This is a genomic window from Kitasatospora sp. NPDC089797, assembly GCF_040684795.1.
GTDB lineage: Bacteria > Actinomycetota > Actinomycetes > Streptomycetales > Streptomycetaceae > Kitasatospora.
On the sequence record NZ_JBFBGS010000085.1, the window covers coordinates 1 to 24,496 of the forward strand.

General features: G+C 74.3%; 24 protein-coding genes. 16 read left to right on the plus strand and 8 right to left on the minus strand.

Translation table 11 applies throughout. The features are described from left to right. The first annotated feature begins 163 nt into the window (after window positions 1–163). Window positions 164–1,978 (plus strand): recombinase family protein, encoded by a 1,815-nt coding sequence (locus AB0O91_RS39600; RefSeq protein ID WP_363443866.1) that lies wholly within the window; start codon window positions 164–166, stop codon window positions 1,976–1,978. A gap of 146 nt (window positions 1,979–2,124) precedes the next feature. Here the strand turns inward: AB0O91_RS39600 and AB0O91_RS39605 are convergent, their stop codons facing one another. Then, a complete protein-coding gene (locus tag AB0O91_RS39605; protein WP_363443869.1) occupies window positions 2,125–2,925 on the minus strand; it encodes a TetR family transcriptional regulator in 801 nt (266 codons plus the stop codon). Between the two features lie 10 nt (window positions 2,926–2,935). Continuing rightward, window positions 2,936–3,085: a hypothetical protein gene (locus tag AB0O91_RS39610; protein WP_363443872.1), complete on the minus strand. Its 150-nt coding sequence runs from the start codon at window positions 3,083–3,085 to the stop codon at window positions 2,936–2,938. Window positions 3,086–3,117: 32 nt separating this feature from the next. Between AB0O91_RS39610 and AB0O91_RS39615 the strand changes: the two genes are divergently transcribed. Next, a complete protein-coding gene (locus AB0O91_RS39615; RefSeq protein ID WP_363443875.1) occupies window positions 3,118–3,762 on the plus strand; it encodes a GNAT family N-acetyltransferase in 645 nt (214 codons plus the stop codon). On the opposite strand, the gene AB0O91_RS39620 is transcribed toward AB0O91_RS39615, so the two are convergent. Both AB0O91_RS39620 and AB0O91_RS39625 read right to left on the minus strand, forming a co-directional pair. After that, window positions 3,747–4,226: a macro domain-containing protein gene (locus AB0O91_RS39620; RefSeq protein WP_363443877.1), complete on the minus strand. Its 480-nt coding sequence runs from the start codon at window positions 4,224–4,226 to the stop codon at window positions 3,747–3,749. The two genes, AB0O91_RS39615 and AB0O91_RS39620, sit on opposite strands and share 16 nt — an antisense overlap. Before the next feature lie 3 nt (window positions 4,227–4,229). Continuing rightward, entirely contained in the window at window positions 4,230–5,603 is a 1,374-nt protein-coding gene (locus AB0O91_RS39625) for an MFS transporter (RefSeq protein ID WP_363443880.1), read from the minus strand. Window positions 5,604–5,719: 116 nt separating this feature from the next. Between AB0O91_RS39625 and AB0O91_RS39630 the strand changes: the two genes are divergently transcribed. After that, window positions 5,720–6,739, plus strand: a complete 1,020-nt coding sequence (locus AB0O91_RS39630) for a LysR family transcriptional regulator (protein ID WP_363443883.1) — start codon at window positions 5,720–5,722, stop codon at window positions 6,737–6,739. Window positions 6,740–6,931: 192 nt separating this feature from the next. Here the strand turns inward: AB0O91_RS39630 and AB0O91_RS39635 are convergent, their stop codons facing one another. Then, window positions 6,932–7,543: a YceI family protein gene (locus AB0O91_RS39635; protein ID WP_363443886.1), complete on the minus strand. Its 612-nt coding sequence runs from the start codon at window positions 7,541–7,543 to the stop codon at window positions 6,932–6,934. A gap of 206 nt (window positions 7,544–7,749) precedes the next feature. Between AB0O91_RS39635 and AB0O91_RS39640 the strand changes: the two genes are divergently transcribed. The 8 genes from AB0O91_RS39640 to AB0O91_RS39675 all read left to right on the plus strand — a co-directional run bounded on the left by AB0O91_RS39640 (window position 7,750) and on the right by AB0O91_RS39675 (window position 15,560). Continuing rightward, complete coding sequence (locus tag AB0O91_RS39640; RefSeq protein ID WP_363443888.1) at window positions 7,750–10,944, plus strand: DEAD/DEAH box helicase; 3,195 nt, start codon at window positions 7,750–7,752, stop codon at window positions 10,942–10,944. Next, window positions 10,941–11,138, plus strand: a complete 198-nt coding sequence (locus AB0O91_RS39645; protein WP_363443891.1) for a hypothetical protein — start codon at window positions 10,941–10,943, stop codon at window positions 11,136–11,138. The genes AB0O91_RS39640 and AB0O91_RS39645 overlap by 4 nt, the downstream gene beginning before the upstream one ends. Before the next feature lie 27 nt (window positions 11,139–11,165). Next, on the plus strand, window positions 11,166–12,047 hold the full coding sequence (locus tag AB0O91_RS39650; RefSeq protein WP_363443894.1) for an RNA polymerase sigma-70 factor: 882 nt from the start codon (window positions 11,166–11,168) through the stop codon (window positions 12,045–12,047). A gap of 34 nt (window positions 12,048–12,081) precedes the next feature. Then, a complete protein-coding gene (locus AB0O91_RS39655; RefSeq protein WP_363443896.1) occupies window positions 12,082–13,203 on the plus strand; it encodes a MerR family transcriptional regulator in 1,122 nt (373 codons plus the stop codon). A gap of 25 nt (window positions 13,204–13,228) precedes the next feature. Continuing rightward, window positions 13,229–14,011, plus strand: a complete 783-nt coding sequence (locus tag AB0O91_RS39660) for an alpha/beta fold hydrolase (RefSeq protein WP_363443899.1) — start codon at window positions 13,229–13,231, stop codon at window positions 14,009–14,011. A 92-nt stretch (window positions 14,012–14,103) separates the two neighbouring features. Next, window positions 14,104–14,511 carry a helix-turn-helix transcriptional regulator gene (locus AB0O91_RS39665; RefSeq protein ID WP_363443902.1) on the plus strand — a complete coding sequence of 136 codons (408 nt, stop codon included), beginning with the start codon at window positions 14,104–14,106 and terminating at the stop codon, window positions 14,509–14,511. Window positions 14,512–14,513: 2 nt separating this feature from the next. After that, complete coding sequence (locus AB0O91_RS39670) at window positions 14,514–15,098, plus strand: hypothetical protein (protein WP_363443905.1); 585 nt, start codon at window positions 14,514–14,516, stop codon at window positions 15,096–15,098. A gap of 111 nt (window positions 15,099–15,209) precedes the next feature. Next, window positions 15,210–15,560, plus strand: a complete 351-nt coding sequence (locus tag AB0O91_RS39675; RefSeq protein WP_363443908.1) for a DUF2516 family protein — start codon at window positions 15,210–15,212, stop codon at window positions 15,558–15,560. Window positions 15,561–15,629: 69 nt separating this feature from the next. On the opposite strand, the gene AB0O91_RS39680 is transcribed toward AB0O91_RS39675, so the two are convergent. Continuing rightward, window positions 15,630–17,144, minus strand: a complete 1,515-nt coding sequence (locus AB0O91_RS39680) for a SpoIIE family protein phosphatase (RefSeq protein WP_363443911.1) — start codon at window positions 17,142–17,144, stop codon at window positions 15,630–15,632. A 239-nt stretch (window positions 17,145–17,383) separates the two neighbouring features. On the opposite strand from AB0O91_RS39680, the gene AB0O91_RS39685 reads away from it, so the two are divergent. Beyond that, window positions 17,384–17,944 carry an O-acetyl-ADP-ribose deacetylase gene (locus tag AB0O91_RS39685; RefSeq protein ID WP_363443914.1) on the plus strand — a complete coding sequence of 187 codons (561 nt, stop codon included), beginning with the start codon at window positions 17,384–17,386 and terminating at the stop codon, window positions 17,942–17,944. 212 nt (window positions 17,945–18,156) lie between these two features. Here AB0O91_RS39685 and AB0O91_RS39690 read toward each other — a convergent pair whose 3' ends face one another. Then, a complete protein-coding gene (locus tag AB0O91_RS39690; RefSeq protein WP_363443916.1) occupies window positions 18,157–18,990 on the minus strand; it encodes a class I SAM-dependent methyltransferase in 834 nt (277 codons plus the stop codon). A 302-nt stretch (window positions 18,991–19,292) separates the two neighbouring features. On the opposite strand from AB0O91_RS39690, the gene mshA reads away from it, so the two are divergent. Then, the gene (gene mshA, locus AB0O91_RS39695) at window positions 19,293–20,588 is read left to right on the plus strand and encodes a D-inositol-3-phosphate glycosyltransferase (protein WP_363443930.1); all 1,296 of its coding nucleotides are present in this window, start codon (window positions 19,293–19,295) and stop codon (window positions 20,586–20,588) included. Window positions 20,589–20,699: 111 nt separating this feature from the next. Then, window positions 20,700–21,212: a YbjN domain-containing protein gene (locus AB0O91_RS39700; RefSeq protein ID WP_363443919.1), complete on the plus strand. Its 513-nt coding sequence runs from the start codon at window positions 20,700–20,702 to the stop codon at window positions 21,210–21,212. 28 nt (window positions 21,213–21,240) lie between these two features. Here the strand turns inward: AB0O91_RS39700 and AB0O91_RS39705 are convergent, their stop codons facing one another. Next, window positions 21,241–22,596, minus strand: coding sequence for an MFS transporter (locus AB0O91_RS39705; RefSeq protein WP_363443922.1), 1,356 nt, complete (start codon window positions 22,594–22,596; stop codon window positions 21,241–21,243). A gap of 148 nt (window positions 22,597–22,744) precedes the next feature. On the opposite strand from AB0O91_RS39705, the gene AB0O91_RS39710 reads away from it, so the two are divergent. Both AB0O91_RS39710 and AB0O91_RS39715 read left to right on the plus strand, forming a co-directional pair. Then, entirely contained in the window at window positions 22,745–23,503 is a 759-nt protein-coding gene (locus AB0O91_RS39710; RefSeq protein ID WP_363443925.1) for a phosphoglyceromutase, read from the plus strand. A gap of 269 nt (window positions 23,504–23,772) precedes the next feature. Next, window positions 23,773–24,369, plus strand: coding sequence for a lytic polysaccharide monooxygenase (locus tag AB0O91_RS39715; protein ID WP_363443928.1), 597 nt, complete (start codon window positions 23,773–23,775; stop codon window positions 24,367–24,369). Window positions 24,370–24,496 lie beyond the last annotated feature (127 nt).

The window sequence follows — 24,496 nt, forward strand, 5'->3', positions numbered from 1 at the left end:
CGGCGGAGGCCGGCCCGCGCATCCGCGGGCCGGCCTCCGCCGATTTCCGACAACTCACCACCGCCGGGCCCTACGTGACGGCCGCCTTCCCGATGGTCGGCAGGATGAAGTCCTGGATCAGGAATTCCCCCGAGCGGCACGTCAGTTGTCATAGCCTTCGGGCATGCCCCAGGAGCTGGAAGCGCCTCGTCTGTACTGTCCGCCCGAGTGGGTCGCCCTGGTCGAGCAGGCCATGAAGACCGCCCTGCCGGCTCCCCGACAGGCGGGCCCGGACAACGTCCGCGTGGCCCTGCTGGTCCGTCAGAGCAAGGCCCGTGAGGACGAGAGCCACGGTTCGCCGATGGCCCAGCTCGACGACGGACTGCGCCTCGTCCAGTCGCCTGCCAATCACCGGTGGCATCTGCGTCCGGAACACGTCTTCGCGGACATCGGTGTCTCGGGGTGGGCCCCCGGGGTGGTGCGCGAGGGCTTCGACGCCATGATGAGCGTGGTGTGCGCCAACTCGCTCGACGTGGTGGTCGTCTGGTCGCTCGCCCGGCTGTCCCGCAAGGGCGCGCTGGACGTGCTCGGCATCATCGACGAGTTCAACAAGCACGGCGTCCGCCTGGTGTCCATCACCGAGCCCTGGCTCGACACCGACCCGCAGAACCCCGCCGGGCAGGCGATCATCGGCCTGACGGCCGCGTTGGCGCAGCAGGAGTCGGCGCAGAAGTCGCTCCACATCACCAGCACCCTCGCCGAGGTCCGCAAGCGCGGGGGCCATGTGTCCGGACGACCGCCGTACGGGCTGAAGACCGAGCGGGTCATGGTCGAGGGGATCAAGGTCAGCAGGCTCGTCCCCGACACCGGGACCGCCGAGTCGCCCCTGCCGGGAGACCACGTCCTGGACATGATCCGGTACCGCAGGGTCGAGGAGCTGAACGACAAGGAGATCGCCGACAAGCTCACGGCCGGGAAGGTCATCAGCCCCACGGGCAAAGCCGTGTGGATCGCCCAGACGGTCAGGAAGATCCTCCGGGATCCGAGGCTGGCGGGCTACTCGGTGGAGGCGCTGACCTGCATCGAGGAGGACTCGGAGGGGAAGCGCCGCCGCCGTCCCATCGCCTCGGACCACGCGATCATGTACGGCCCCGACGGCGAGCCGGTGGACCTGCACACCGGGCTCATATCGCGGCAGGACTGGTGGGACCTCCAGGCCTTCATGCGGCGGGACGCGTCGAAGGTCCGGGTCCGGAACCCCAAGGACGGTGAAGGCGGTTGGACGGGCCTCTTCACCCGGTTGCAACTGCTGACCTGCTTCACCTGCGGCCGTCCCATGCAGAGAAACCCGGGGACGGGGAGGAACCCTTACCCCTTCTACGTCTGCAACTCCGGCCCCGGCGGCCCGAAGGAGGCCGGCAAGCACAGCCAGGGCATCGTCGCCCGCTCCTTCGAGGACCGGGTCGCGAGGGAGGCGTTCACCCGCCTGGCGGCCCTGGACCCGATGGACGAGCACGACGCCGAGGTCCTCATGGCGGTGGCGCACCGGTTCGCGCACCAGCGGCAGAGCGCGGCGGATGCGGCCGGCCTCAGTGCTGCGAAGACCGAACTCAGCCACCTCCAGGCGGCGTTGATGAACCTCGAGGCGGATCGCTTGTCCGGCGTCTACGACGGCCCGACCGTGCAGAAGCAGTACCGGGCGTCGATGAAGCGGCTGAGTGATTCCGAAGTGCGCCTGCTGGCCAGGATCGACCAACTCGAGGCGCAGGCCAACGCGGTGGTCGAGCTGCCGGCCTCGTGGTTCGGTGACGGGCGCGCGGCCGACCCGATCGGCGAGGGCACCTCGTGGGCCGCGTGGGACCTTGAGACGCGTCGGGCCTTCATGGCGACGGTGGTCGAGCGCATCGACGTCCACCCGGTGGGGAGGAAGGGCAACCACACCGTTGACCGGGTGAAGATCCACTGGGTCGGGGAGCCGATCAACGACGAGGACGAGTAGCGAGGAACGACCACGGCCCGCCCCTGGACAGACCGGGGCGGGCCGTTCGCATGCCGGGATGCAGCGGGACACCCGCGTGCTTTCCGGCCGGGCGCTCCAGCCCTGGGGCGCCCGGCTGTTGTATCGTCTCGGTTCCTGTACGGCTTTTACTTGACGGCTGTTTTTCCGATGGTCGGCAGGATGAAGTCCTGAATGAGGCCCTTGGCGTCCCGCACGATCGGCCGGAAAACCCGATAGCGGGAGAGGTTGATCACCCGCGCTGCCATGGGCGTGGACCGTCGGACGAATTCTCGTGTGCGTTCGGTGTCCTCGGTCCGGTCGAAGACCCAGTAGAGCACGATGACCATCAGGTGCAGCCAGAGCACGTCGGGCAGCAGCTCGACCAGCTCGGCGTCCAGCTTGGGCGCCAGCTCCGAGCCCTGGAGGACATCGCGGAACAGCTCGACGGCCGTCGCCCGGGCCGGGTGGGACTCGTTGGAGAACGGGCTCAGCGAGCTGGTCGGGTCGGCGGCGGTGCGGAAGAACTGTGCGGCGAACTCGTGGTACGGCGCGGCGGTGTCGAGCCAGGATTCCAGCGCGATCTGAAGCCGCTCGGCGAACTCCCGCGTATTGGCCATGCGATTCCTGGCATCTGCCGCATGGTCATACGTCATTCGGTCGTAGAATCCTTGAATGAGGAATTCCTTCGCCGAAAAATAATAGTAGGCATTACCGACCGACACGCCCGCCTCGGCAGCGATGGCGCGCATGGTGGTCTTCTCGTAGCCCCGTTCCTGGAACAGCCGCATGGCCGTCTCCAGGATCAGTGCCCGGGTCGCCTCGCTCTTGTCGGTCTTGGGCTGGGCCCGGCCGCCGGGCATGGGCCCGCCGTCCGTGCCGGGTGCGGCCGAGGCGTCGGCCGCACCCTTCTCGCCGTCCGTTCGGTTCGTCGCTGCCAGGTCGTCCACGGGCACGAGCCTAGCCGGAGACGACGTTCCACCCGGTGTCGGTGTTGTCGGTGTTCATGGCACCGGATGCCCCCTCCGCATCCGGTGCCATGCTCACCGCCCCCTTGATTTCGAACGCGTTCAAAATGCTGTCGAAACTGTAGCCGCTGCGGTTGAACATGTTCAACTCCATCTCTGTGGGAAGCTCGGCGCATGACCGGAACAGGGCGGACGATCATTCGGCACGGTGGCGCACCGGACGCCGTGGACATCGCGGATCTGCACACGGACAGCTGGACCACCAGCTACCGCGGGATCGTCCCCGACGAAGCGCTCGGGGACGGACTGGCCGCCCAGCGGCGCGAGCTGTGGGAGCTGCGCCTGGCGGTCGACTACGGGACGCCGGAGAACACGCCCGTGCTGCTGGTCGCCGAACGGGCTGGCGAAAGGGTCGGATTCGTCTACCTGGTGCCGCAGCCCGACGGCGGGGTGCTGGTGGACAACCTGCACGTCCGCCCGGGCCTCACCGGCGGGGGCATCGGTCGGGAACTGCTGGCCGCAGCCCGCGCCGAGGTCGCCGAGCGGCACCCCGGCGCGGAGCTGCGCCTGGAGGTACTGCGCGCCAACACCCGCGCGATCGCCTTCTACGAACGCGAGGGAGGGGTGCGGATCAGGGTGCAGGCAGGTGTGTTCCCGGGCGGCCACCTGCTGCCCGAGTACGTGTACGCCTGGCCGGCGAAGTCGACGTCGGGGTCAAAGTCGGGATCGGGATCGGGATCGAAGTCGGGAACGGGATCGGGGACAGGAACCGGGGCGGCACCGGCATCAGGCCGCGCCGCCGGTCAGTCGACGTCGTAGACCGTCACCGGTACGCCGCGCGCCGTCAGCCGGTCGGCCACCAGTGGCTCGACCTTCTCCCAGCGCCCGCCCGCCAGTCCGCAGCCGATCCGCGGCATGTGGACGGAGGCGCCCAGGTCGAGCGCGCGCCCGCCCAGGGCGGCCAGCGCGGTGTCGATGGCCTCGTACCGCACCGGCACTCCGGTGGAGCGCCCCGTCCGGATGCCGCGCTGGCCGACCAGGTTGGCCACCCAGATGGACGGCTCGACCTGCACCAACTGCAGGGCGCCGAGGCCGAAGTCGTTCTTCGCCCGCTCCCGGTGCCAGCGTCGGAACGCGGCCTCGGGTTCGGGCCAGCGTCTGGAGAGCGCGAGCACGAAGCCCTTGCCCCAGCCGCCCAGGTCGTTGCAGATGTGCGCGATCACCTTCACGCCCTTGCCCTGGGGCGTGGTGGCATCGCCTCGGACGTAGGTGATTTCCCCCATGCCCTAGAAGTTAGACGGAGGCACTGACAACCCGCTCGGCATTTTCCCGGGGTCCGGGGTGCCTCCGGGGGTGCCCAGGTGCCGCCGTCCGGTCAGCGCGATCAGCAGGGCGAGTGCGGCGGCCGTGGCGGGCAGCGCGTACCCGGTGCCGGGCGGGGCGTGTTCGGCGAGCGTTCCGGCGAGCGCCGATCCGGCCGAGATGCCGACCACGATGCCGGACACCGCCACCGCCATCCCCTCGTTGAACTGCCGCTGCGGCAGCAGCTCCTGGACCAGCGTCATCCCGGTGACCATGGTCGGTGCGGTGGCCGTCCCGGCCGCGAACAGCGCCGCTCCGAGCAGGCCGAGCCCGGCCCCGCCGAGTCCGGCGGCCAGCGGCAGCAGCAGGACCGCGGCCATCGCCGCCGCCCCGAGCAGGAAGCGGGTCGCGGGCGCCCGGCGCGGGGTCAGCAGCCCGAACAGCAGCCCGGCGGCGCAGGATCCGGCCGCGACCAGGGCCAGCAGCGGACCGGCCGCCGCCCGGTGGCCGAGCGCCTCGGCGTAGGCGACGGTGGTGACCTCGTTCGCACCGAACACCATGCCGGTGGCGAGGAAGGTCAGCGCCAGCACCCGCATCCCTGGCACCCGCAGCGGGGAGCCGTGCTTCCCACCGGCCGCCGGCCCCACGTTCGCCGGCCCCGCGTTCGCCGGCCCCACGTTCGCCGACGCCACGGCCAACGGCGGTTCGGCCAACGGCGGTTCGGCCAACGGCGCTTCGGCCAAAGGCGGTTCGGTGCGCCGCTGGGCCGCGAACAGCAGCGCGCCGGCGGTGCCGAGGGTGCCGGCGGCGATCAGGCCGGCCTCCGGGGCGAGCCCGGTGCAGAGCAGCATCGCCAGCACCGGCCCGGCCATGAAGCAGAGTTCGTCCAGGGCCTGTTCGAGGGAGTTGGCCAGGTGCCGGGCGGCCGGGTTGTCCCGGTGCAGGTGCGCCCAGCGGGCCCGGGCCATCCCGCCCAGGTTGGGCGCGGCCGCGGCGGCCGCCCAGCAGAGGTACAGCGCCCAGTCCGGCGCGTCGAGCCGGACGCAGAGCAGCAGCGCGGCGAGCGGGGCGGCGTTGTACAGCGCGGCCGGCACCGCCACCCTGGCCTGGCCGTACCGGTCCACCAGCCGGCCGAGCAGTGGCATCCCGATCGCGCCGGTGACCAGCCCGGCCGCCGAGACCGTCCCGGCCAGCGCGTACGAACCGCGCCGCTCGGCGAGCAGCACCACCAGCGAGACGCCGTTCATCGACAGCGCGAGCCGGCCCAGCAGCCCGGCCAGGGTGAAGGCGGCGGCGCCGGGGGTCGCGAACAGCCGACGGTAGGAGCGGTAGGAGGCGAGGAGGGCGCGCGCGGGCAATCGGGCTCCTGGGACGCAGGACGGCGGGGGATGCGGCCACCCTCGCCCGGAGCGGCGGCGGGCGTCCAACACCGGTTCCGCCGGATCCACAACACCGTGTTGTTAATCTGCCGCCCATGCCCCATGACCTGCACCCGCGTCTGCTCCGCGGCTTCGTCGCGACCGCCGAGACGCTGCACTTCGGCCGCGCCGCCGAGCGGCTGTACGTCGCCCAGCAGGCCCTCAGCCGGGACGTCCGCACCCTGGAGCGCCTGCTCGGGGATGCGCTGTTCACCCGCACCACCCGCAGCGTCGAACTCACCCCCGCCGGGCACCGGCTGCTGCCGAGGGTGCGCCGGCTGCTCGCCCTGCACGACGAGATCCTCGCCGAGGCCGGCGCCGGCGGCGGGGCCGGAGCCGTCGCCCGGCCGCTGCTGCTCGACCTGAACAGCGATGTCACCGGACCGGACCTGACCGCCGACCGGGTGCTCGAACGGGCCCGTGCCGCCTGGCCGGAGGGCGAACTGCTGGCCCGCTTCCACGGCGGCCTGGCCGCGGCCGCCGCCGAACTTCTGGCGCACCGGCTGGACGCCTCGTTCGGCCGCTTCGCCGGCCTGCCCGACCCGGTGCGCGGCCGACTCGCCCAGGTGCCGGTGCGGCTGGAACGGATCTCGGTGATGATGGCGGACACCCACCCGCTGGCCGCCCGCCCGGTGCTGCGGCTCGCCGAGCTGGCGGGGCACCCGGTCGACGTCTGCGCGGGCAACCCGGCCACCACCGAGTGGGCCGACCTCGGCGTCCGGCTGCTGCGTGAGCACGGGCTGAGTGCGGCCGAGCCGTACGTCCCGCCGGTGGGCCTGGACGAGACGGCCCGCTACCTGGCCCGGCACGGCGATCCGATGCTGACCACGGTCGGTGGGCCGACGGTCCCGGGCGCGGTGAACGTGCCGCTGGTGGAGCCGGTGCCGCTGAGCCTGGTCAGCCTGGTGCACCGGCCGGGGGAGCACCACCCGGGGCTGGCGGCGCTGGCCGCCGCGGCGGGTGGACTCGGCGCGGCCGAGGGCTGGTTGGACCGCCCGGCGGGCAGCTGGCTGCCGTCGGCGGACGCGGCGCTGGTCGCCGGGGCGCGAGGCGCCGCACCGCGCGCCCGGGGGTGAGGCGCCGAACCGGGCGTCGGAGCGCGAGGCGTCGCGCCGGTCGCCCGGGCGCAAGGCGCCGCACTCCGGCGGGCGAGGCGCCGTACCGGAATCCGGCGGGCGAGGCGCCGTACCGGACGCCGGACGGAACACCGCCCCTGCCTCGGGGGGATAGGCAGGGGCGGTGGGCTCAGGGGGCAGCCGAGGGCGGGCTCAGGCCGCCTTGACGGCGGAGATGTCGAAGCTGAGCTTGACCTTCTCGCCGATCAGCACGCCGCCGGTCTCCAGGGCCGCGTTGTAGGTCAGGCCGAACTCGGTGCGGTCGACGACGGTCCGCCCCTCGAAGCCGACCCGCTCCGCGCCGTAGGCGTCGGTGGCGCTGCCGGTGTAGTCGAGGTCGAGCACCACCGGGCGGGTGGCGCCCTTGATGGTGAGCTCGCCGTGCATCCGGTAGGAGTCCTCGCCGCGCTGCTCGGTGGAGGTGCTGCGGAAGCGGATCTCCGGGTGGGTCTCGACGGCGAAGAAGTCGCCGGTGCGCAGGTGCTCGTCGCGCTGGGCCTGGTTGGTGTCGATGCTGGCGACCTTGATCACCAGGTCCGCCGAGGAGTTCGCCGGGGTGGCGCCGTCGAGGTGCAGCTTGCCGTCGTACTCGGTGAAGCGGCCCTTGACGTTGGTGACCATCGCGTGCCGGACGGAGAAGCCGATCTCGCTGTGGGTGGCGTCGATGGCCCAGTCCCCGGTCAGGTGCGACAGGTCCGGGCCGGCCGGGGTCCGGACGGCGGCCGGGGCGGCGGTGACGGTCTTGGTGCGGTTGAACAGGCCCATGGCTCCTCCTCGGGTTCGAAGCCATTTGTTTAGGCTTCAACTTCTTGGCTCCACCGTACGGCGATTTCGTTCAAGTTTCAACCACAAGGGCGGAGGTCCGTCCCGGAACCACCCGGACGGCCCAGTCCGCCCGGCCCGACGGGCACTGTCCGACCACCCGGTTAGGCTGCGGAGAACGGATCCCACCCGCCCCGGAAGGCCCCCGCATGTTCGTCCTGCACGCACTCTGGCGGGCGGACGGGCGGCTGGCCCTGTGGGCCGAGGACGCCCGCGCCCATCCCGACGCCGCCGCCGTGCCCCACCCCGACCGGCCCGCCCCGCGCGCCCACCCCTACGCCTGCCCGGCCGGCACCCTGGCCGCCGTCCTCGCGGGCATCGGCCCCGGCCTGGGCTGGCTCGCCGGGCAGGCCCCCGAACGCTGGGCCACCCTGCTGCTGCCCACCGTCGGCACCCTGCCCGCCCCCTCGCCCGACCTGCCGGTCACCCCGCCCCGCGGCGGCGCCGTGCTCACCCCCTGGCGGGTCCCCGCGCTGCTCTTCGACACCGCGGCCGCCGCCCAGCTGCTCGGCGAGGTCCACGACCCGCACTGGGCCGTCACCGACACCGACCTGCCCGGCACCGGCCGGGTCGAGGTGGTCCACGGCCCCTCGCTGCGCTGGCTCACCGGAGTGCACGACCTCGCCTGGCGGGCCGTCGGCCGGGGCCGGGTGCTGCCGCTGCCCGTCCTGTCCGACGGCCGCCCGCAGGCCCGCTGGCTCCCCGACCCCACCCCGGCCGCCCGCCGGGAGGCCGCCCGGCTGGCCGCCGGCTGCCCGCCCGTCCTGCTGGGCGAATGGCCGACCGGCGCCGGCACCGGGGAGGCGCTGCTGGACGCGGCCCTGGCCGCCCTCACGGACGCCGAGGCCCGCGCCGCGCTCACCGACACGCCCTTCCCCGCCCCCGGCGAAGCGGTCGCCGACCGCTGGCTGCACGCCCTCACCGCCCCCACCGGAGAGCTCGACGCCCCGCCCGGGGAAGTCGCCGCGCTGCGCCGCTGGATCGCCGACTGGTACGCCACCGCCGAGCCCGCCGACCCCGCACTGCGGCTCTGCTTCCGCCTGGTCGAACCACTCGGCCCCGCCGACGACGACCCCGACGGCAGCCCCTCCGACGACGCCTGGCAGCTGGAGTTCCTGCTCCAGGCCGCCGACGAGCCCTCGCTGCTGATCCGCGCCGCCGACCTGCACGAGGGCGGCGCCGGGTACGCCGCACTTGCCCGCAAGACCGACCGGGCCGCCCCGGACGAGGTCCTGGTCGCCGAACTCGCCCGCGCAGCGCACCGCTGGCCCGCCCTGGACGGGCTGCGCCACCGCTCCCGCCCGTCCGCCCTCCCGCTCGACCGCTCCGGCGCACTCGACTTCCTGCGCAACGCCGCCCCCGCCCTCGCCGAGGCCGGCTTCGGCGTGCTGCTGCCCGCCTGGTGGCGCCGCCGCCCCCGGCTCGGACTCGCGCTGCGCGCCACCACCCCGCCGGCCCCCGGCACCCTCGCCGTCACCAGCCAGATCGACCGGGACGCCGTGACGGCCTTCCGCTGGCAGGCCGCCCTCGGCCCGGACGGCACCCCGCTCACCGAACAGGAACTCGCCGAACTCGCCGCCGCCAAACAGGGCCTGGTGCGGGTCCGGGGCACCTGGCTGGAAGCCGACCCGGCCCAGATCGCCGCCGCGCTCGCCTTCCTCGGCGAGCAGCGCGACGGCCTGCTCGCCGCCGCCGACCTGCTGCGGCTCGCCCTCGATCCCGAGGCGACGGTCGCCGGACTTCCGGTCACCGGAGTCCGGGTGGACGGCCCGCTCGGCGAACTGCTCGCCGGAGGCGCGCCCGCCCCCGAAGTGCCGCTGCTGCCGGTCGACTTCCGCGCCGAACTGCGCCCCTACCAGCAGCGCGGACTCGCCTGGCTGAAGACCATGTCCGGGCTCGGCCTCGGCGCCGTGCTGGCCGACGACATGGGCCTCGGCAAGACCGTCCAGACCCTCGCCCTGCTGGCCTCCGAACACGCCGACCAGGCCGCCCGCTCCGACCAGGCCGACGAGGCCGATCGCTCCGACGATGCCGCCCGCTCCGACGAGGCCGCCCCCACCCTCCTGGTCTGCCCGATGTCCCTGGTCGGCAACTGGCAGCGCGAGGCCGAACGCTTCGCCCCCGGCCTGCGCCGACACGTCCACCACGGCGCCGACCGCCTCGACGCCGGCCGCCTCGCCGACGCCGTACGGGGCGTGGACCTGGTCATCACCACCTACGGACTGGTCCAGCGCGACCTCGCCGCGCTGCGCGCGATCCGCTGGCGCCGGGTGGTCGCCGACGAGGCGCAGCACATCAAGAACAGCGGCACCGCGCAGTCCAGGGCGATCCGCGCGCTGCCCGTCACCCGGCACCGGATCGCCCTGACCGGTACGCCGGTGGAGAACCGGCTCGCCGAGCTGCACGCCGTGCTGGACTTCGCCAACCCCGGCCTGCTCGGCCCGGCCGAGCGGTTCAAGGAGCGCTACGCGATCCCGGTCGAACTGCACCGCAGCCCCGAGCGCACCGCCGAACTCCGGCGCCGCACCGCCCCGTTCGTGCTGCGTCGGCTCAAGTCGGACCCGGCGGTGGCGGCCGAGCTGCCCGCCAAGCAGGAGATGACCGTCTGGTGCAACCTCACCGCCGAACAGGCCGGCCTCTACCAGGCGGTGGTCGCCGACCTGCTCCGGCGGGTCGAGGGCATCCGGGGCGTGGAGCGGCGCGGCACGGTGCTGGCGGCGATCGGCAAGCTCAAGCAGGTCTGCAACCATCCGGCCCAACTCCTGCACGACGGCTCGCCGTTGGGTGAGCGCTCGGGCAAGGTCGCCCGGCTCGCCGAACTGCTGGAGGAGGCCCTGGCCGAGGGGGACCGCACCCTGGTCTTCACCCAGTACGCCGAGTTCGGGACCATGCTCCGCCCGTACCTGGAGCGCCGGCTGGGCGCGGAGGTGCTGTACCTGCACGGCGGCGTCCCGCGCGCCCGCCGGGAGGAGCTGGTCGAGCGCTTCCAGGCCCCGGACGGCCCGGGGGTCTTCCTGCTCTCGCTGCGGGCCGGCGGCACCGGCCTCAACCTCACCGCCGCCAACCAGGTGATCCACCTGGACCGTTGGTGGAACCCGGCGGTCGAGGAACAGGCGACCGACCGGGCCTTCCGGATCGGTCAGCGCCGCGACGTCCAGGTCCGCCGCCTGGTCTGCGTCGGTACCGTCGAGGAGCGGATCGACGAACTCCTCACCGCCAAGCGGACCTTGGCCGACACCGTGGTCGGCGCGGGGGAGCGCTGGCTGACCGACCTGCCGGCCGACGCGCTGCGCGAACTGGTCGCCCTCACCCGGGAGGACGCCGTTGCCGAGGAGGACGCATGACCGACCGACAGCCCGGGCCCGCCGCGGTCAACGTCGCCGCCTACTGGCGCGGGGACTTCACCCTCCGACCCGAACCCCCGGAGGACGGACCGGACGAGCCCTCGCTCCGCCGCCTCGGCCGTTCCGGCATCACCGTGCACGGGCGCGACCTCGCCACCGTGCTCGCCCCGGCGTACGAAACCCTCCGCTCCTGACCGGGACCGTGCGGTAGCGTCCCGAACGTGACCGACACCTGTGACGCCCGGCTCGCCGACTTCGAACAGCACCGGCGGACGGTCTTCGGCATCGCCTACCGGATGCTCGGCAGCGTCGCCGACGCCGAGGACCTGGTCCAGGACACCTGGCTGCGCTGGAGCCGGGTCACCGGCCCGGTTGCCAGCCCCGGCGGCTACCTCGCCCGCACGGTCACCAACCTGGCCCTCAACCGCCTCGACTCGGCCGTCGTCCGCCGCGAGTCCTACGTCGGCCCCTGGCTGCCCGAGCCCCTGGTCGCCGAACCGGATGCGACCGAGGGCGTCGAGCGGGCCGAGACCGTCTCGATCGCCCTGCTGGTGGTGCTGGAGAGCCTCTCCCCGCTGGAGCGGGCGGTGTTCGTCCTGAAGGAGGCCTTCGGCTTCTCCTACCAGGAGATCGCCGAGGCCCTGGACCGCACCGAGGCCGCCTGCCGCCAGGTCGGCAGCCGGGCCAGGGCGCACGTGCGCGCCCGCCGCCCCCGTTACGACGCCCCGCCGGAGCTGCGCCGCCGGGCCACCGACGAGTTCCTGGCGGCCTGCGTCGGCGGCGACCTCAACCGGATGCTCGAACTCCTCGCCCCCGACGTCACCAGCTGGAGCGACGGCGGCGGGGTGATCCGGGCCGCCCTGCGCCCGGTCACCGGCGCCGACAACGTCGCCCGCTTCGTGCTCGGCGTGCTCGGCCAGTTGGGCGAGCACGCGCAGGTGCGCCCCGTCCTGGTCAACGGCCAGCCCGGCCTGCTGATCAGCGTGGACGGCGCCGTGGACTCGGTCTCGGTCCTCGACTTCACCGAGGGCCCCGACGGCGGCCTCCTGGTCTCCGCCATCCGCGCCGTCCGCAATCCCGCCAAGCTCGCCCACCTGGCTTGACCCTCGACCAGGTCGAGCCCCGAGAGTCATCGGCATGGAGAGCGAGCTGCACAGCATCGGCGAACTGGCCCGCGCCAGCGGCCTGGGCGTCGGCACCCTGCGCTACTACGACGGCGCCGAGGTGCTCACCCCCGCCTGGGTCGACCCGCAGACCGGCTACCGCTGGTACCGGCCCGGCCAACTCGCCGACGCCCGTCTGCTGGTCCGGCTCCGCCGGGTCGGCCTGCCGCTCACGGACATCCGCGCCGTGCTGGCGGCCCCCGGCGGTGCCGGGGCCGCCCGCGTCCTCGACGCCCACCGGCGCCGACTGGAGGACGGCCTGGCCGACGCCCGCCGCGAGCTCTCCCTGATCCGCACGATGATCGACCAGAGGGAGCACCCGATGACCACCACCCCGCCCGACCTGCGCCTCACCGTCCGCGCCGACGCCCTGGCCGCCGCCCTCGCCGCGGTCCGCTTCGCGGTCAGCGGCGATCCCGGGCTGCCCGCCCTCGCCGGCGTGCTGTTCGAACCGGACGGCCCGGTGCTGCGCCTGGTCGCCACCGACCGCTACCGGATGGCCCTCGCCGAACTGCCCGCCGTCGGCACCCCCCGGCAGCCGGCCCCCGGCACCACCGTCCCCACCGCCCTGGTCGACGCCCTGCGCGCGCTGCTCCCCGACGGCCCGGACGACGTCACCCTCACGCTCGGCAGCGGTACCTTCCGCGCCGAGACCGGTGGCCACCGGATCGAGGGCGCCGCGCCCGACGTCGACTACCCCGACCACCGCGCCGCCACCCGGCTCGCCCCCCGGCACCGCGTCACCCTGTCCGCCGCCGACCTCCGCGCGGCCGTGGAGACCGGCGCCACCCGCACCCTCCCCTCCGGTCCGCACGGCGCCGACTGCCAGGTCACCGTCCTGGCCCTCACCCCCGACGGCCGCCTCACCGTCACCGACGACCCCGGGGCCGACTACTCCGTCACCGACGACTCCGGCGCCGACGACCTCCGGATCGCCCTCAACCGGGACTACCTCCTCGACGCCCTCCGCGCCGCCCACCCCGAGCAGCTGCTGCTCGAACTCGACGGCCCGATCGCCCCGCTCGCCATCCGCACCCCCGGCCGCACCGGTACCTACTCCGTGCTGATGCCCGTCCGCCTCCCCGCACCCGCCTGACCCGGGGTCTGCGAGGATCCTCCGCATGAGGACCGAACACGAGGTGCCGGCCCCCGACGGGGGCCGGCTCTGGGCCGACCGCCAGGGCAGCGGAACCCCGGTCGTCCTGCTGCACGGCTCCGGCATGGACTCCCGGCTGTGGGACGCCGTCGTCCCGGCCCTGGCCCGCCACCACGACGTGATCCGCTACGACGCCCGCGGCCTCGGCCGCTCCGCACCGCCGGAGCGGCCCTTCGACGACCTGGCGGACCTCCGCGCCGTCCTGGACCACTTCCAGCTCACCCGACCGGCGCTGGTCGGCCTCAGCATGGGCGGCGAGACCGCCCTCGACTTCACCCTCGCCCATCCGGACCGGGTCGCCGCCCTGGCCCTGGTCGGCGCCTCGGTCAGCGGCCACGACTGGCCGCCGTCCCCCGCCACCACCGCCTACGCCGAGGCCCGCCGCCGGGGCGACGCGGACGCCCTGGCCGACCTGGAACGCTCCGTCTGGGCCGCCCTCGGCCGCACCGCCCCCGGCGGCGCACTCGTCGAAACGATGATCACCGAGAACGCCGCCCGCCGGATCACCAGCGAGCACCACCTCACCGGCGCCCCGCCCCGCGACGCCGCCGCCCGGCTGGCCCGGATCACCGCCCCCACCCTGGTCGTCCACGGCGACCACGACCACCCCGAGATCGCCGCCATCGCCACCCGCCTCGGCACCGGCATCCCCGGCGCCCGGGCCCACCTGCTCCCCGGCGCCGACCACTACCTCCCCCTCCGCACCCCCGAACGGCTCACCGCCCTCCTCCTCGCCCACCTCGCCTGACCTGCGCGCGCCCACGGGCCCCACCGACCCCCCCGTTTGCAGCCGTTAGCGCTCTGCTTGCATTTGCAAGCGGCATCCCGCAGGCTGTCCCCATGGCCTCCCTGAACGTCGGCTCGCTCGGCGAGTACATCCGCGAGCAGCGCCGCAACGCGCAGTACTCGCTGCGCCAACTGGCGGAGGCCGCCGGCGTGTCCAACCCGTACCTCAGCCAGATCGAGCGAGGGTTGCGCAAGCCGAGCGCGGAGATCCTCCAGCAGATCGCGAAGGCGCTGCGGATCTCGGCGGAGACGCTGTACGTCCAGGCCGGGATCCTGGAGGAGCGGCGGGGCGAGGGCCTGGAGTTGCGGGCCTCGATCCTGGCCGATCCGCTGATCAACGAGCGGCAGAAGCAGGCGCTGCTCGCGGTCTACGACGCCTTCCTCAAGGAGAACGCCGCTTCGGCCTCCACCCCGACGACCGACGGCGCGGCCACCCAGAACACCCACCGGGAGGACCGGTAACCATGCCGATCACCGACGAGATCAAGAAGACCCTCACCGACCCGACCCCGCTGTACGCCCTGGCCGGCGCCGGGGACCTCGCGTACGAGAAGCTGCGCGAGGTGCCGGGCAGGGTCGAGGCGCTGGCGGCGGACCGCCAGGGCGCCCAGGAGAAGGCCACCGCCAGGCTGCACGAGGCGCAGGACCTGCTGGCCGGGGCCCCGGCCAGGGTCACCGGGGCCGTCACCGCGCTCCCGACCGACCTCAAGGTCCTGCAGGAACGGGCCCAGGGCTTCGCCCTCCAGCAGGTGGCCCGCGCCGTCGAGCTGGCGGTCCGGGCCAAGGAGACCTACGACGAGCTGGCCGAGCGCGGCAAGGTCGTGGTGGACAAGGCCCGCCCCCAGGGCGAGCCCGCCGGGCCCGTCGCCGTCACCGAGCCGGCCGCGCCCGTCGGGCCGGCCGGCGATGACGAGCCCGTCATCGCCGAGCTGGTGGACGAGGCCGTGGTGGACGAGGCCCCCGCTCCGAAGAAGCCCGCCAGGTCCCGGAAGGCCGCCCCCGCCCGCCCCGCGGCCACGGACGGCACCACTGACGGCGCCACGGAGTAACCGCCCGGGGCACCTCCGCCGGCGGCGGGACGTTCACACCGTGCGGGCGGCCGCCGTGCCAGGATGGGCGGCGGCCGGGGCGCAGCAAGCCGAGAGACGTAGGAGATCGCGATGACCGGAGTGTTCCAGATCCTGGCCTTTTCCTACCTGAACCCGTTCTGGTGGATGGCCGTCGCCATCCTGGGCTACAAGTTCTTCGCGCTGATCGACGCGGCCACCCGCCGGGAGGACGCCTACCGGGCGGCGGACAAGAAGACCAAGGGCTTCTGGCTGGCCGTCCTGGGCATCAGCTTCGGCTGGGACCTCCTGTTCGGGGCGAACTTCCTCGGCAGCATCGGCACCCTGGCCGGCCTGGTCGCCTCGATCGTCTACGTGGTGGACGTGCGCCCCGCGATCAAGGCGCTGACCGGCGGCAGCGGCCACGGCGGCCGGAGCAACACCGGCCCGTACGGCCCCTGGTAGGCCCGGACGGAGTGCGGCACCGCAGCCCGGGAGGGGAGTTGACCCCGCCCGGGCTGCGGTGTGTCCGGCTCAGCCCAGGATCAGCTGCACCGGGTTGCGCTCCAGCAGCAGCACCGCGACGTCGTCGGTCAGCGCGCCGCCGTTCAGCTCCTCGACCTCGGCGATCGCGCTGTCGACCAGTCGGCCCCGGGTGAGCCCGGCGCCCTGGTGGTCGGCGACCAGGTCGGCGAGTCCGTCCTGGCCGAGGCGGCGCGACCCGGCCCCGACCCGGCCCTCGATCAGTCCGTCGGTGTAGAGCAACAGCCGCCAGCCGGGCTGGAGTTCGAGCTCCTGCGCGGGCCAGGCGGCTTCCCCGTCGTGGCACGGCAGCAGGCCGAGCGCGGGCCCGGCGAGGTCGGCGGGCAGGGTGGTCGGGGCGTGGTCGCGGCCGAGCAGTAGCGGTGCCGGGTGCCCGGCGAGGTAGAGCCGGGCCCGCTCGCCGGTGCCGAGCGCGTCGAGACCGGTGCCGCCGCCGGGTTCGATGACGAGCATGCAGAGCGTCGCGAAGATCTCGTCGCTGCGCCGTTCGTGCTCCAGCACGTGCTGGAGGGTGGTGAGCAGGGCCTCGCCGGTGAGGCCGGCGAAGACCAGGGTGCGCCACGCTATCCGGAGCGCGACGCCGAGCGCGGCCTCGTCCGGACCGTGGCCGCAGACGTCGCCGATCACGACGTGGACGGTGCCGTCGTCGGTGCGCACGGCGTCGTAGAAGTCGCCGCCGAGCAGCGCGCGCCGACGGCCGGGGCGGTAGCGCCGGGTGAAGGAGAGCCCGGCGCCGTCGAGCAACGGGGTGGGCAGCAGGTGGCGTTGCAGCCTGGCGTTCTCCTGGCCGCGCAACTCGGCCTCGACCAGGCGCCGTTGGGACTCGTCGGCGCGCTTGCGCTCGACCGCGTAGCGCAACGCGCGGGCCAGTAGCGGGCCGTCCGTCTCGGGCTTGATCAGGAAGTCCTGGGCGCCCGCGGCGACGGCGGCGGCGCCGAGTTCGGCGCCGGCGGCGTCGGTGAGCACCACCACGGGGATGTGCGGGGCGCGGCGGAGCAGCTCGTGCAGGCCCTCCAGGCCGTCGGAGGATTCCCCGGCCCGGGCGGCCGGGGAGGCCAGGTCGAGCAGCACGCAGCCGAACTCGGTGCCGCGGGAGCGGCCGCGCCGTCCGGCGGGGGCGGACTGGGCGAGCAGGTGGGCGGCCTGGTCGAGGCCGCGGGCCCAGTGGATCTCGATCGAGGTGCCGCTGTCGGCGGCCGCCGCCTTGATCAGCTGGGCGTCCGAGGCGTCGTCCTCGATGACCAGCAGCCGCAGCGGTGCGGCGCCGTCCGCGGTCGGGTCGGCGGCCGTCGGGCCGTTCGCCGCCTCGGCGAGGTGCGAGGGTGCGGGCCGGCGGCCGCCGTGCGCGGAGCGGACCGGCTGCGACCGGGGGTGGGGTATCGGGGGAGTGGCCGTGGCCGGGCCGGTCGTCACCGGGCGCGTACGGGCATGGCTGCCCGGGGCACCGTCATGGGCGCCCGGCAGGTCCGCGGCACCAGGTGCCCGCCCGTCTCCCGTTGCGGGCATCGGTGGTTCCTCCCTTTCCCCGACTGCGTAACGGCCGGCGTCCGTCCGCAGTGCCCGCCTGGCACCGCGCCTCGGGGAACTTCTCGCGACCATAACGTGATCTCCGGGGATTTCTCTGGCCGACCGGCGCCGTTGTGGTTATTGCCACGCCGGTGGCGGTGTGGTGATCGGATTCGGACGGCGGCCCGTTTCCCGGCCCGACGGGGGCCGGACGGGCCCGGGGAAGGGGCGCGGTGGCGGTGACGCGGATCACTCTGGTCGAGGGTGACATCACGGAACAGCGGGTGGACGCGGTGGTGAACGCGGCCAATTCGTCCTTGCTGGGCGGCGGCGGGGTGGACGGTGCGATCCACCGCAGGGGCGGGCCGCAGATCCTGGAGGAGTGCCGCCGGCTGCGGGCCTCGCACTGGGGCAAGGGGCTGCCCACCGGACGGGCGGTGGCGACCGCGGCCGGCCGGTTGCCGGCCCGGTGGGTGGTGCACACCGTCGGGCCGGTCTACCTGGCGGAGGAGTACGAGGAGCGGGCTGGGCTGCTGGCCTCCTGCTATCGGGAGTCGCTGCGTGCGGCGGCCGGGCTGGGCGCGCGCACGGTGGCCTTCCCGGCCGTGTCGGCCGGGATCTTCGGCTGGCCGCCCGCGGACGCGGCCCGGATCGCGCTGGCCACCGTCGCCGAGGTGCTGGGCGGCGGTGACGCGCGGGCGGGTGCGGAGCTGGCGGAGGTGCGGTTCGTGCTGTTCGGGGCGGAGATGTACGAGGTGTTCGAGCAGGCCCGGAAGGACCTGCTCGGGCGGGACGGCTGAGCGCGTACGGCTGGGCAGGACGAGGGCCGAGCGGCGTGTGGTGTCGCCGCTCGGCGGCCTCCATCGTGGCGTGACGAGGCGTCAACACGCCAGGGATATTCGATAACTCGTTCGAGTGAATGCGCCGCGTCGCCCACCCGCACCGCACCACCCGGTGGTTCCACGCACCGCGCCGCCCGGCGGTTCCGTGCGGCGCACCGGCCCGCCCGCCGCTACGGCGCGAGCGCCGTCCAGGGCAGCGTGACCTCGCCCTGCCGCCACCGCCCCCGGGCGTCCACCAGCGGCCAGCTGCCCGCCAGCGCCGTGCACGCCGCCACCCAGCGCTGCCGCGCCCCGAACGCCCCGTACGGCGCGGCCGCCGCCCAGGCCCGGTCGAAGTCGGTCAGGAAGGCGTGCACCGGCCGCCCCGGCACGTTGTGGTGGATCAGCGCCTTCGGCAGCCGCTCGGCCAGGTCGGAGGGCTGGCCCAGGCCGCCCAGCCGGGCCGCGAAGGTGACCGTCCGGGGCCCCTCCGGCCCCAGCGCGACCCAGACGTGCCGCCGGCCGATCTCGTCGCAGGTGCCCTCGACCAGCAGTCCGTCCGGCGCCAGCCGGGCGCACAGCCGTTCCCACACCCCGGCCACCGCCGACTCGTCGTACTGCCGCAGCACGTTGGCCGCCCGGATCAGCTGGGCCGGGGCACCGCCGTCCAGCGGCACCTCGAAGCCGCCGCGCCGGAAGGTGAGCAGCGGCGGCTCGGCGTACGGCAGCGCGGCCGCGACCCGCTCCGGCTCGATCTCGATCCCGACCACCCGGACGTCCGGCCGCACCGTGCGCAGCCGTCCGGCCAGCTCCACGGCGGTCCACGGCGCCGCGCCGTAGCCGAGGTCGACCGCCACCGGCGGCCGTCCGGCGGCGCGCAGCGTCCGGCCCAGGGCGTGGGCGATCCAGCGGTCCATCCGGCGCAGCCGGTTGGTGTTGGTGGTGCCCCGGGTGACCGTCCCGACCGGCCGTCCGGTCCGGCCGCGGGCGGGCGCGGCGGTCGCGGGGTCGAAGGAGGCAGCCATGCCCAGAAGGGTAGTCGGCGTCCGCCCGGCCGGTCCGCCACCGCCCTGACCTGCGCCGATGCCGACCCGGCGGACCGGTCCGCGGGACCGGGAATGCCCGGCGACCGCGGCGTGGTTGGCACACTGGTGGTGATGTGTGCCCGGACGGGGCAGCGCACACCGGACATTGCGGCGGCCCGTTCACGCGGACCGCCGAGACGGGCCGCACACGAGGAGGCTTCAGCCAGGTGATCCAGCACCCCGTCCGTTCGGTACGCCGTGCCCAGTCCGCCGCGCCCGCGCGCGGCCGGTTCCAGTCGCTCGTGCCGGGCCGCCGCCGCCCGCGCCGGATAGCCATGCTCAGCGTGCACACCTCGCCGCTGCACCAGCCCGGCACCGGGGACGCCGGCGGGATGAACGTCTACATCGTGGAGCTGGCCAAGCGCCTGGCCGCGCTCAACATCGAGGTCGAGGTGTTCACCCGGTCGATCTGCTCGGACGACGCGCCGACGGTCGAACTGGCCCCGGGCGTGCTGGTGCGCCACGTCACCGCCGGCCCGTACGAGGGCCTGGTGAAGGAGGACCTGCCGGCCCAGCTGTGCGCCTTCACCCACGGGGTGCTGCGCACGGAGGCGGGCCACCGCCCCGGGCACTACGACCTGGTGCACTCGCACTACTGGCTGTCCGGGCAGGTCGGCTGGCTGGCCGCGCAGCGCTGGGGGGTGCCGCTGGTGCACACCATGCACACCATGGCGAAGGTCAAGAACGCCGCCCTGGCCGAGGGCGACACGCCCGAGCCCGCGGCCCGGGTGATCGGCGAGACCCAGGTGGTCGAGGCGGCCGACCGGCTGATCGCCAACACCACCGAGGAGGCCGCCGAGCTGGCGCTGCACTACGCGGCCCGGCCGGACCAGCTGGCGGTCGTCCACCCCGGCGTCAACCTGGACGTGTTCCGCCCCGGCAGTCCGTCCGCCGCGGCCGCCGCCCGGGACCGCCTGGGCCTGCCGCAGGACGCCGCGGTGCTGCTGTTCGCCGGGCGGATCCAGCCGCTGAAGGCACCGGACGTGCTGCTGCGGGCGGTGGCCGCGCTGCTGGAGCGCCGTCCGGGGCTGCGCGAGCGCCTGGTGGTGCCGGTGGTCGGCGGGCCGTCCGGCACCGGACTGGCCCGGCCGGAGAGCCTGCACAAGCTCGCCGCCCAGCTGGGCATCGGCGACGTGGTGCGGTTCCACCCGCCGGTCGGGCAGGCCCGGCTCGCGGACTGGTACCGCGCGGCGACGGCCCTGGTGATGCCCTCGTACAGCGAGTCCTTCGGCCTGGTCGCGCTGGAGGCGCAGGCCTGCGGCACCCCGGTGGTGGCGGCCGCGGTCGGCGGCCTGCCGGTCGCGGTGCGGGACGGCGAGTCCGGCACGCTGGTGCCCGGCCACGACCCGCAGGCCTGGGCGCACGCGCTGGAGCCGTACGTCACCGACCCGGCGCTGGTGGCGCGGCGCGGCGCGGCGGCGGCCCGGCACGCGGCCGCCTTCGGCTGGGACACCGCCGCGGCGAGCACCGCGGAGGTGTACGCCGGCAGCATGGCCCGCCCGGCCGGCCGGCTGGCGGTGGCGCGCCGCCGGGCCTGAAGCCGCCGGCCGGCGCGGTACCGGCGCCCGGGGCCCGGGCGCCGGGCCGGGACCCGTCGGCCGTGGCTCGCCGGTGCCTGCCGACCCTGCCCGCCGAGTAACGTCACCCCCATGGCAATCCGCACCAAGGACGAGGCCCTGACCCTCCTGCGCACCGCCCTGGACGACGCCGGGGTGGCCTGGGAGCCGGCCACCACCGACCCGTACACGCTGGTGGCGACCCTCCCGGGCACCCGCAAGCTGAGCACCACCTGCGCGCTGCGGGTCGGCGACCACACCCTGTCGGTGAACGCGTTCGTGATCCGCCGTCCGGACGAGAACCACGAGGCGGTCTACCGCTGGCTGCTGGAGCGCAACACCCGGCTCTACGGCGTCGCGTACGCGATGGACGCGCTCGGCGACGTCTACCTGGCGGGCCGGCTCCCGCTGGAGGCGCTCAGCGCGGACACCGTCGACCGGTTGCTCGGCACGGTGCTGGAGAACGCGGACGAGCCCTTCAACACCCTGCTGGAGCTCGGCTTCGCCTCGGCGATCCGGCGCGAGTGGGAGTGGCGGACCAAGCGCGGGGAGTCCACCCGCAACCTGGTCGCCTTCGCCCACCTGGCCGCGCCCTCCGGCGACTGACCGCCCGGCCCGGTCAGGCTCGGCCCGGTCAGGCCTGCGCCGGGGCCCGGTCCGGTCGGACCGCCTCCGCGGCCGGCTCCGTGACCGCCGGTTCCGTCACCGCAGTCGGCTCCGTCACCGCCACCTCCGTGACCACCGCCCCGGCCCGGGCCGCCGCGGCCGCCCGGGCCCGCCGGCCCAGCAGCACGTGGCCGAGCGCCGCGACGGTGCCGAAGATCCCGCACGCGCCCCAGAGCACCCCGGGCCCGGCGTGCTCCAGCACCACCCCGCCGACCCCCGGGCCCAGGAACAGCGCGAGCGACCAGGACAGCGAGTAGACGCCCTGGTAGCGCCCGCGCGCCCGGGCCGGCGACAGCTCGGCGACCAGTCCCATCATGGTCGGCGCGTTGAGGACCTCGCCGACCGTCCAGACCGCGACCGAGAGCGCGAACAGCCAGGCGGAGGACCCGGCCAGCGCGGTCAGCCCGAAGCCCCAGCCGGTGAGCAGGCAACTGGCGATCAGCAGCCCGGTCCGCGAGCGGCCCTCCATCCACCGGGTGAGCGGGATCTGCAGCACCACGATCAGGAACCCGTTCAGGCCGATGACCAGCCCGTACTCGGTGGACGTGATGCCCGCGGCGCCCATGTCGACGGGCAGGGTGGTGCTGCTCTGCTGGAAGATCAGCGCGAGCAGCAGGTTGAGCCCGACCACCGTCATGAACGGGCCGTCCCGGAACACCGTGCCGAGGCCGATCGCCGGTCCGTCGGCGTCCGGCCCGGCCCCGGGGGTGCGCTCCGGCCGGGTCTCCGGGATCCGGATGAAGATCACCACGGCGCAGATCAGCGTGGACAGCGCGTCCAGCAGGAAGAGCGTGAGGTAGCCCTGGGTGGCGATCAGCCCGGCCACCGCGGCGGACAGCCCGAAGCCGATGTTGATCGCCCAGAAGTTCAGCGAGTACGCCCGGACCCGGTCCTCGGCCGGGACGAGGTCGGCGATGATCGCCGAGACGGCCGGCCGGCTGGCGTTGTTGAACAGCCCGACCAGGAAGGCCACCGCGGCGATCGCCACCTGGCCGTCCACGAAGCCCAGCACGGCGGTGGACAGCGCGGTGCCGAGCTGGGCGGCGACCAGCGTCGGCCGCCGCCCGATCCGGTCGGCCAGCACCCCCGCGCCGATCGCCGCGATCGCCGCGCCGAGGCCGAACAGCGAGGCCACCAGGCCCGCGTAGGAGGCCGAGTAGCCCCGCTCGGTGGTCAAGTACAGTGCCAGGAAGGTGATCACGAAGGCGCCGAGCTTGTTCACCAGCGTGCTCACCCAGAGCCACCAGAACTGCCGTGGCAGCCCGCCCACCGTCTCCCGCACCAGTCTTCGGATCCGGGGGGTGGCGGCCAGGGCGACGAGCATGTGGGGGCTCCCGAGGGCAGACGTCCGCCGGACGGCAGGGGCAGTCCCGCCGCCGACGCATGTAAGTGTCAGTAGTGCGGTGCACACATTACTCACGTGACGGAGGACCTCACCAGGGGTTTTCCGGCCCTCCACTAAGCTGGGCGCCATGGCTGACACGACGTACCGACTCATCCTGCTCCGCCACGGCGAGAGCCAGTGGAACCAGAAGAACCTGTTCACCGGTTGGGTCGACGTCGACCTCAACGAGAAGGGCGAGAAGGAGGCCGCCCGCGGTGGCGAGCTCCTGGCCGCCGAGGGCCTGTTCCCCGACGTGGTGCACACCTCGCTGCTGCGCCGCGCCATCCGCACCTCGCAGATCGCCCTGGACAAGGCCGACCGCCACTGGATCCCGGTCAACCGCAGCTGGCGCCTGAACGAGCGCCACTACGGCGCGCTCCAGGGCAAGGACAAGGCCCAGACCCTGGCCGAGTTCGGCGAGGAGCAGTTCCAGCTGTGGCGCCGCTCCTACGACACCCCGCCGCCGGTGCTGGCCGACGGTGCCGAGTACTCGCAGGCCGGTGACGCCCGCTACGCCGACATCCCGAGCGAGCTGCGCCCGCGCACCGAGTGCCTCAAGGACGTCGTCGAGCGGATGCTCCCGTACTGGTACGACGCGATCGTCCCGGACCTCGCCGCCGGCAAGACCGTCCTGGTCACCGCCCACGGCAACAGCCTGCGCGCGCTGGTCAAGCACCTCGACGGCATCTCCGACGAGGACATCGCCGGCCTGAACATCCCGACCGGCATCCCGCTGGTCTACGAGCTCGACGCCGACTTCAAGCCGGTCGCCAAGGGCGGCCGCTACCTCGACGCGGACGCCGCCGCGGCCGCCATCGAGGCCGTGAAGAACCAGGGCAAGAAGTAACCCCGACAGCCACACGGCCCCGTTCCCGGTTCGCCGGGGGCGGGGCTTCGTCGTTCAACCGGCCGGTGCGGCGGGGGAGTTGGGCCCCGGGCGCGGTCGGTCCCAAAATGGTTCAGACCATTGACGGGTGGCGGTGCCGACTCCTACCGTGAGGGCACCGGGCTGGCGCAGGCATGCCAAGGAGTCCCCCGTGTCCCGGCCGCCGCATCCCCCACGCGCGCGCGTCTGCGCCCCGGCGCACTCTCCATCCACCCCCACGGAGGAGCACCATGCGCACACGTCATCTGGTCGGGGCGGCCGTCGCCGCGCTGGCCATCCCGCTCACCCTGGCCTTCCCGGCCCAGTCCCACGGCTACATCTCGACGCCGCCCAGCCGGGCCGCGCTCTGCGACGCGAGCGCGAACGCCGTCTCCTGGGACTGCGGCGACATCCAGTGGGAGCCGCAGAGCGTCGAGGGCCCGAAGGGCTTCCCGTCCGCCGGCCCCGCCGACGGCACCATCTGCGCGGGCGGAAACTCCCGCTTCGCCGAACTGGACGACCCGCACGGCGGCGCCTGGCCGACCACGCCGGTGACGGCGGGCCAGCAGCTGACCTTCACCTGGACCTTCACCGCCAGGCACGCGACCTCCGACTTCGAGTACTACCTCACCAAGCCGGGCTACGACGCGACCCAGCCGATCACCCGGGACAACCTCGACCTGACGCCCTTCCTGACCGTCCCGTACGGCGGCCAGCAGGTGCCGAGCACGCTCAGCCACACCGCGACCATCCCGAGCGGGCGCACCGGGCACCAGGTGGTCGTCGCGGTCTGGACGATCGCCGACACCGGGAACGCCTTCTACTCCTGCACCGACGTCCAGTTCTGACGGTTCCCGCGGTTCCCCCGGCTCCGGACGGGCACCGCGCGGCAACGGCACGACAGGGGGTGCACGGCCGCCCGGCGGCCGGGCACCCCCTGGCGTCTCCCGGGCGGCCATCCGCAGTGGGCCCCCC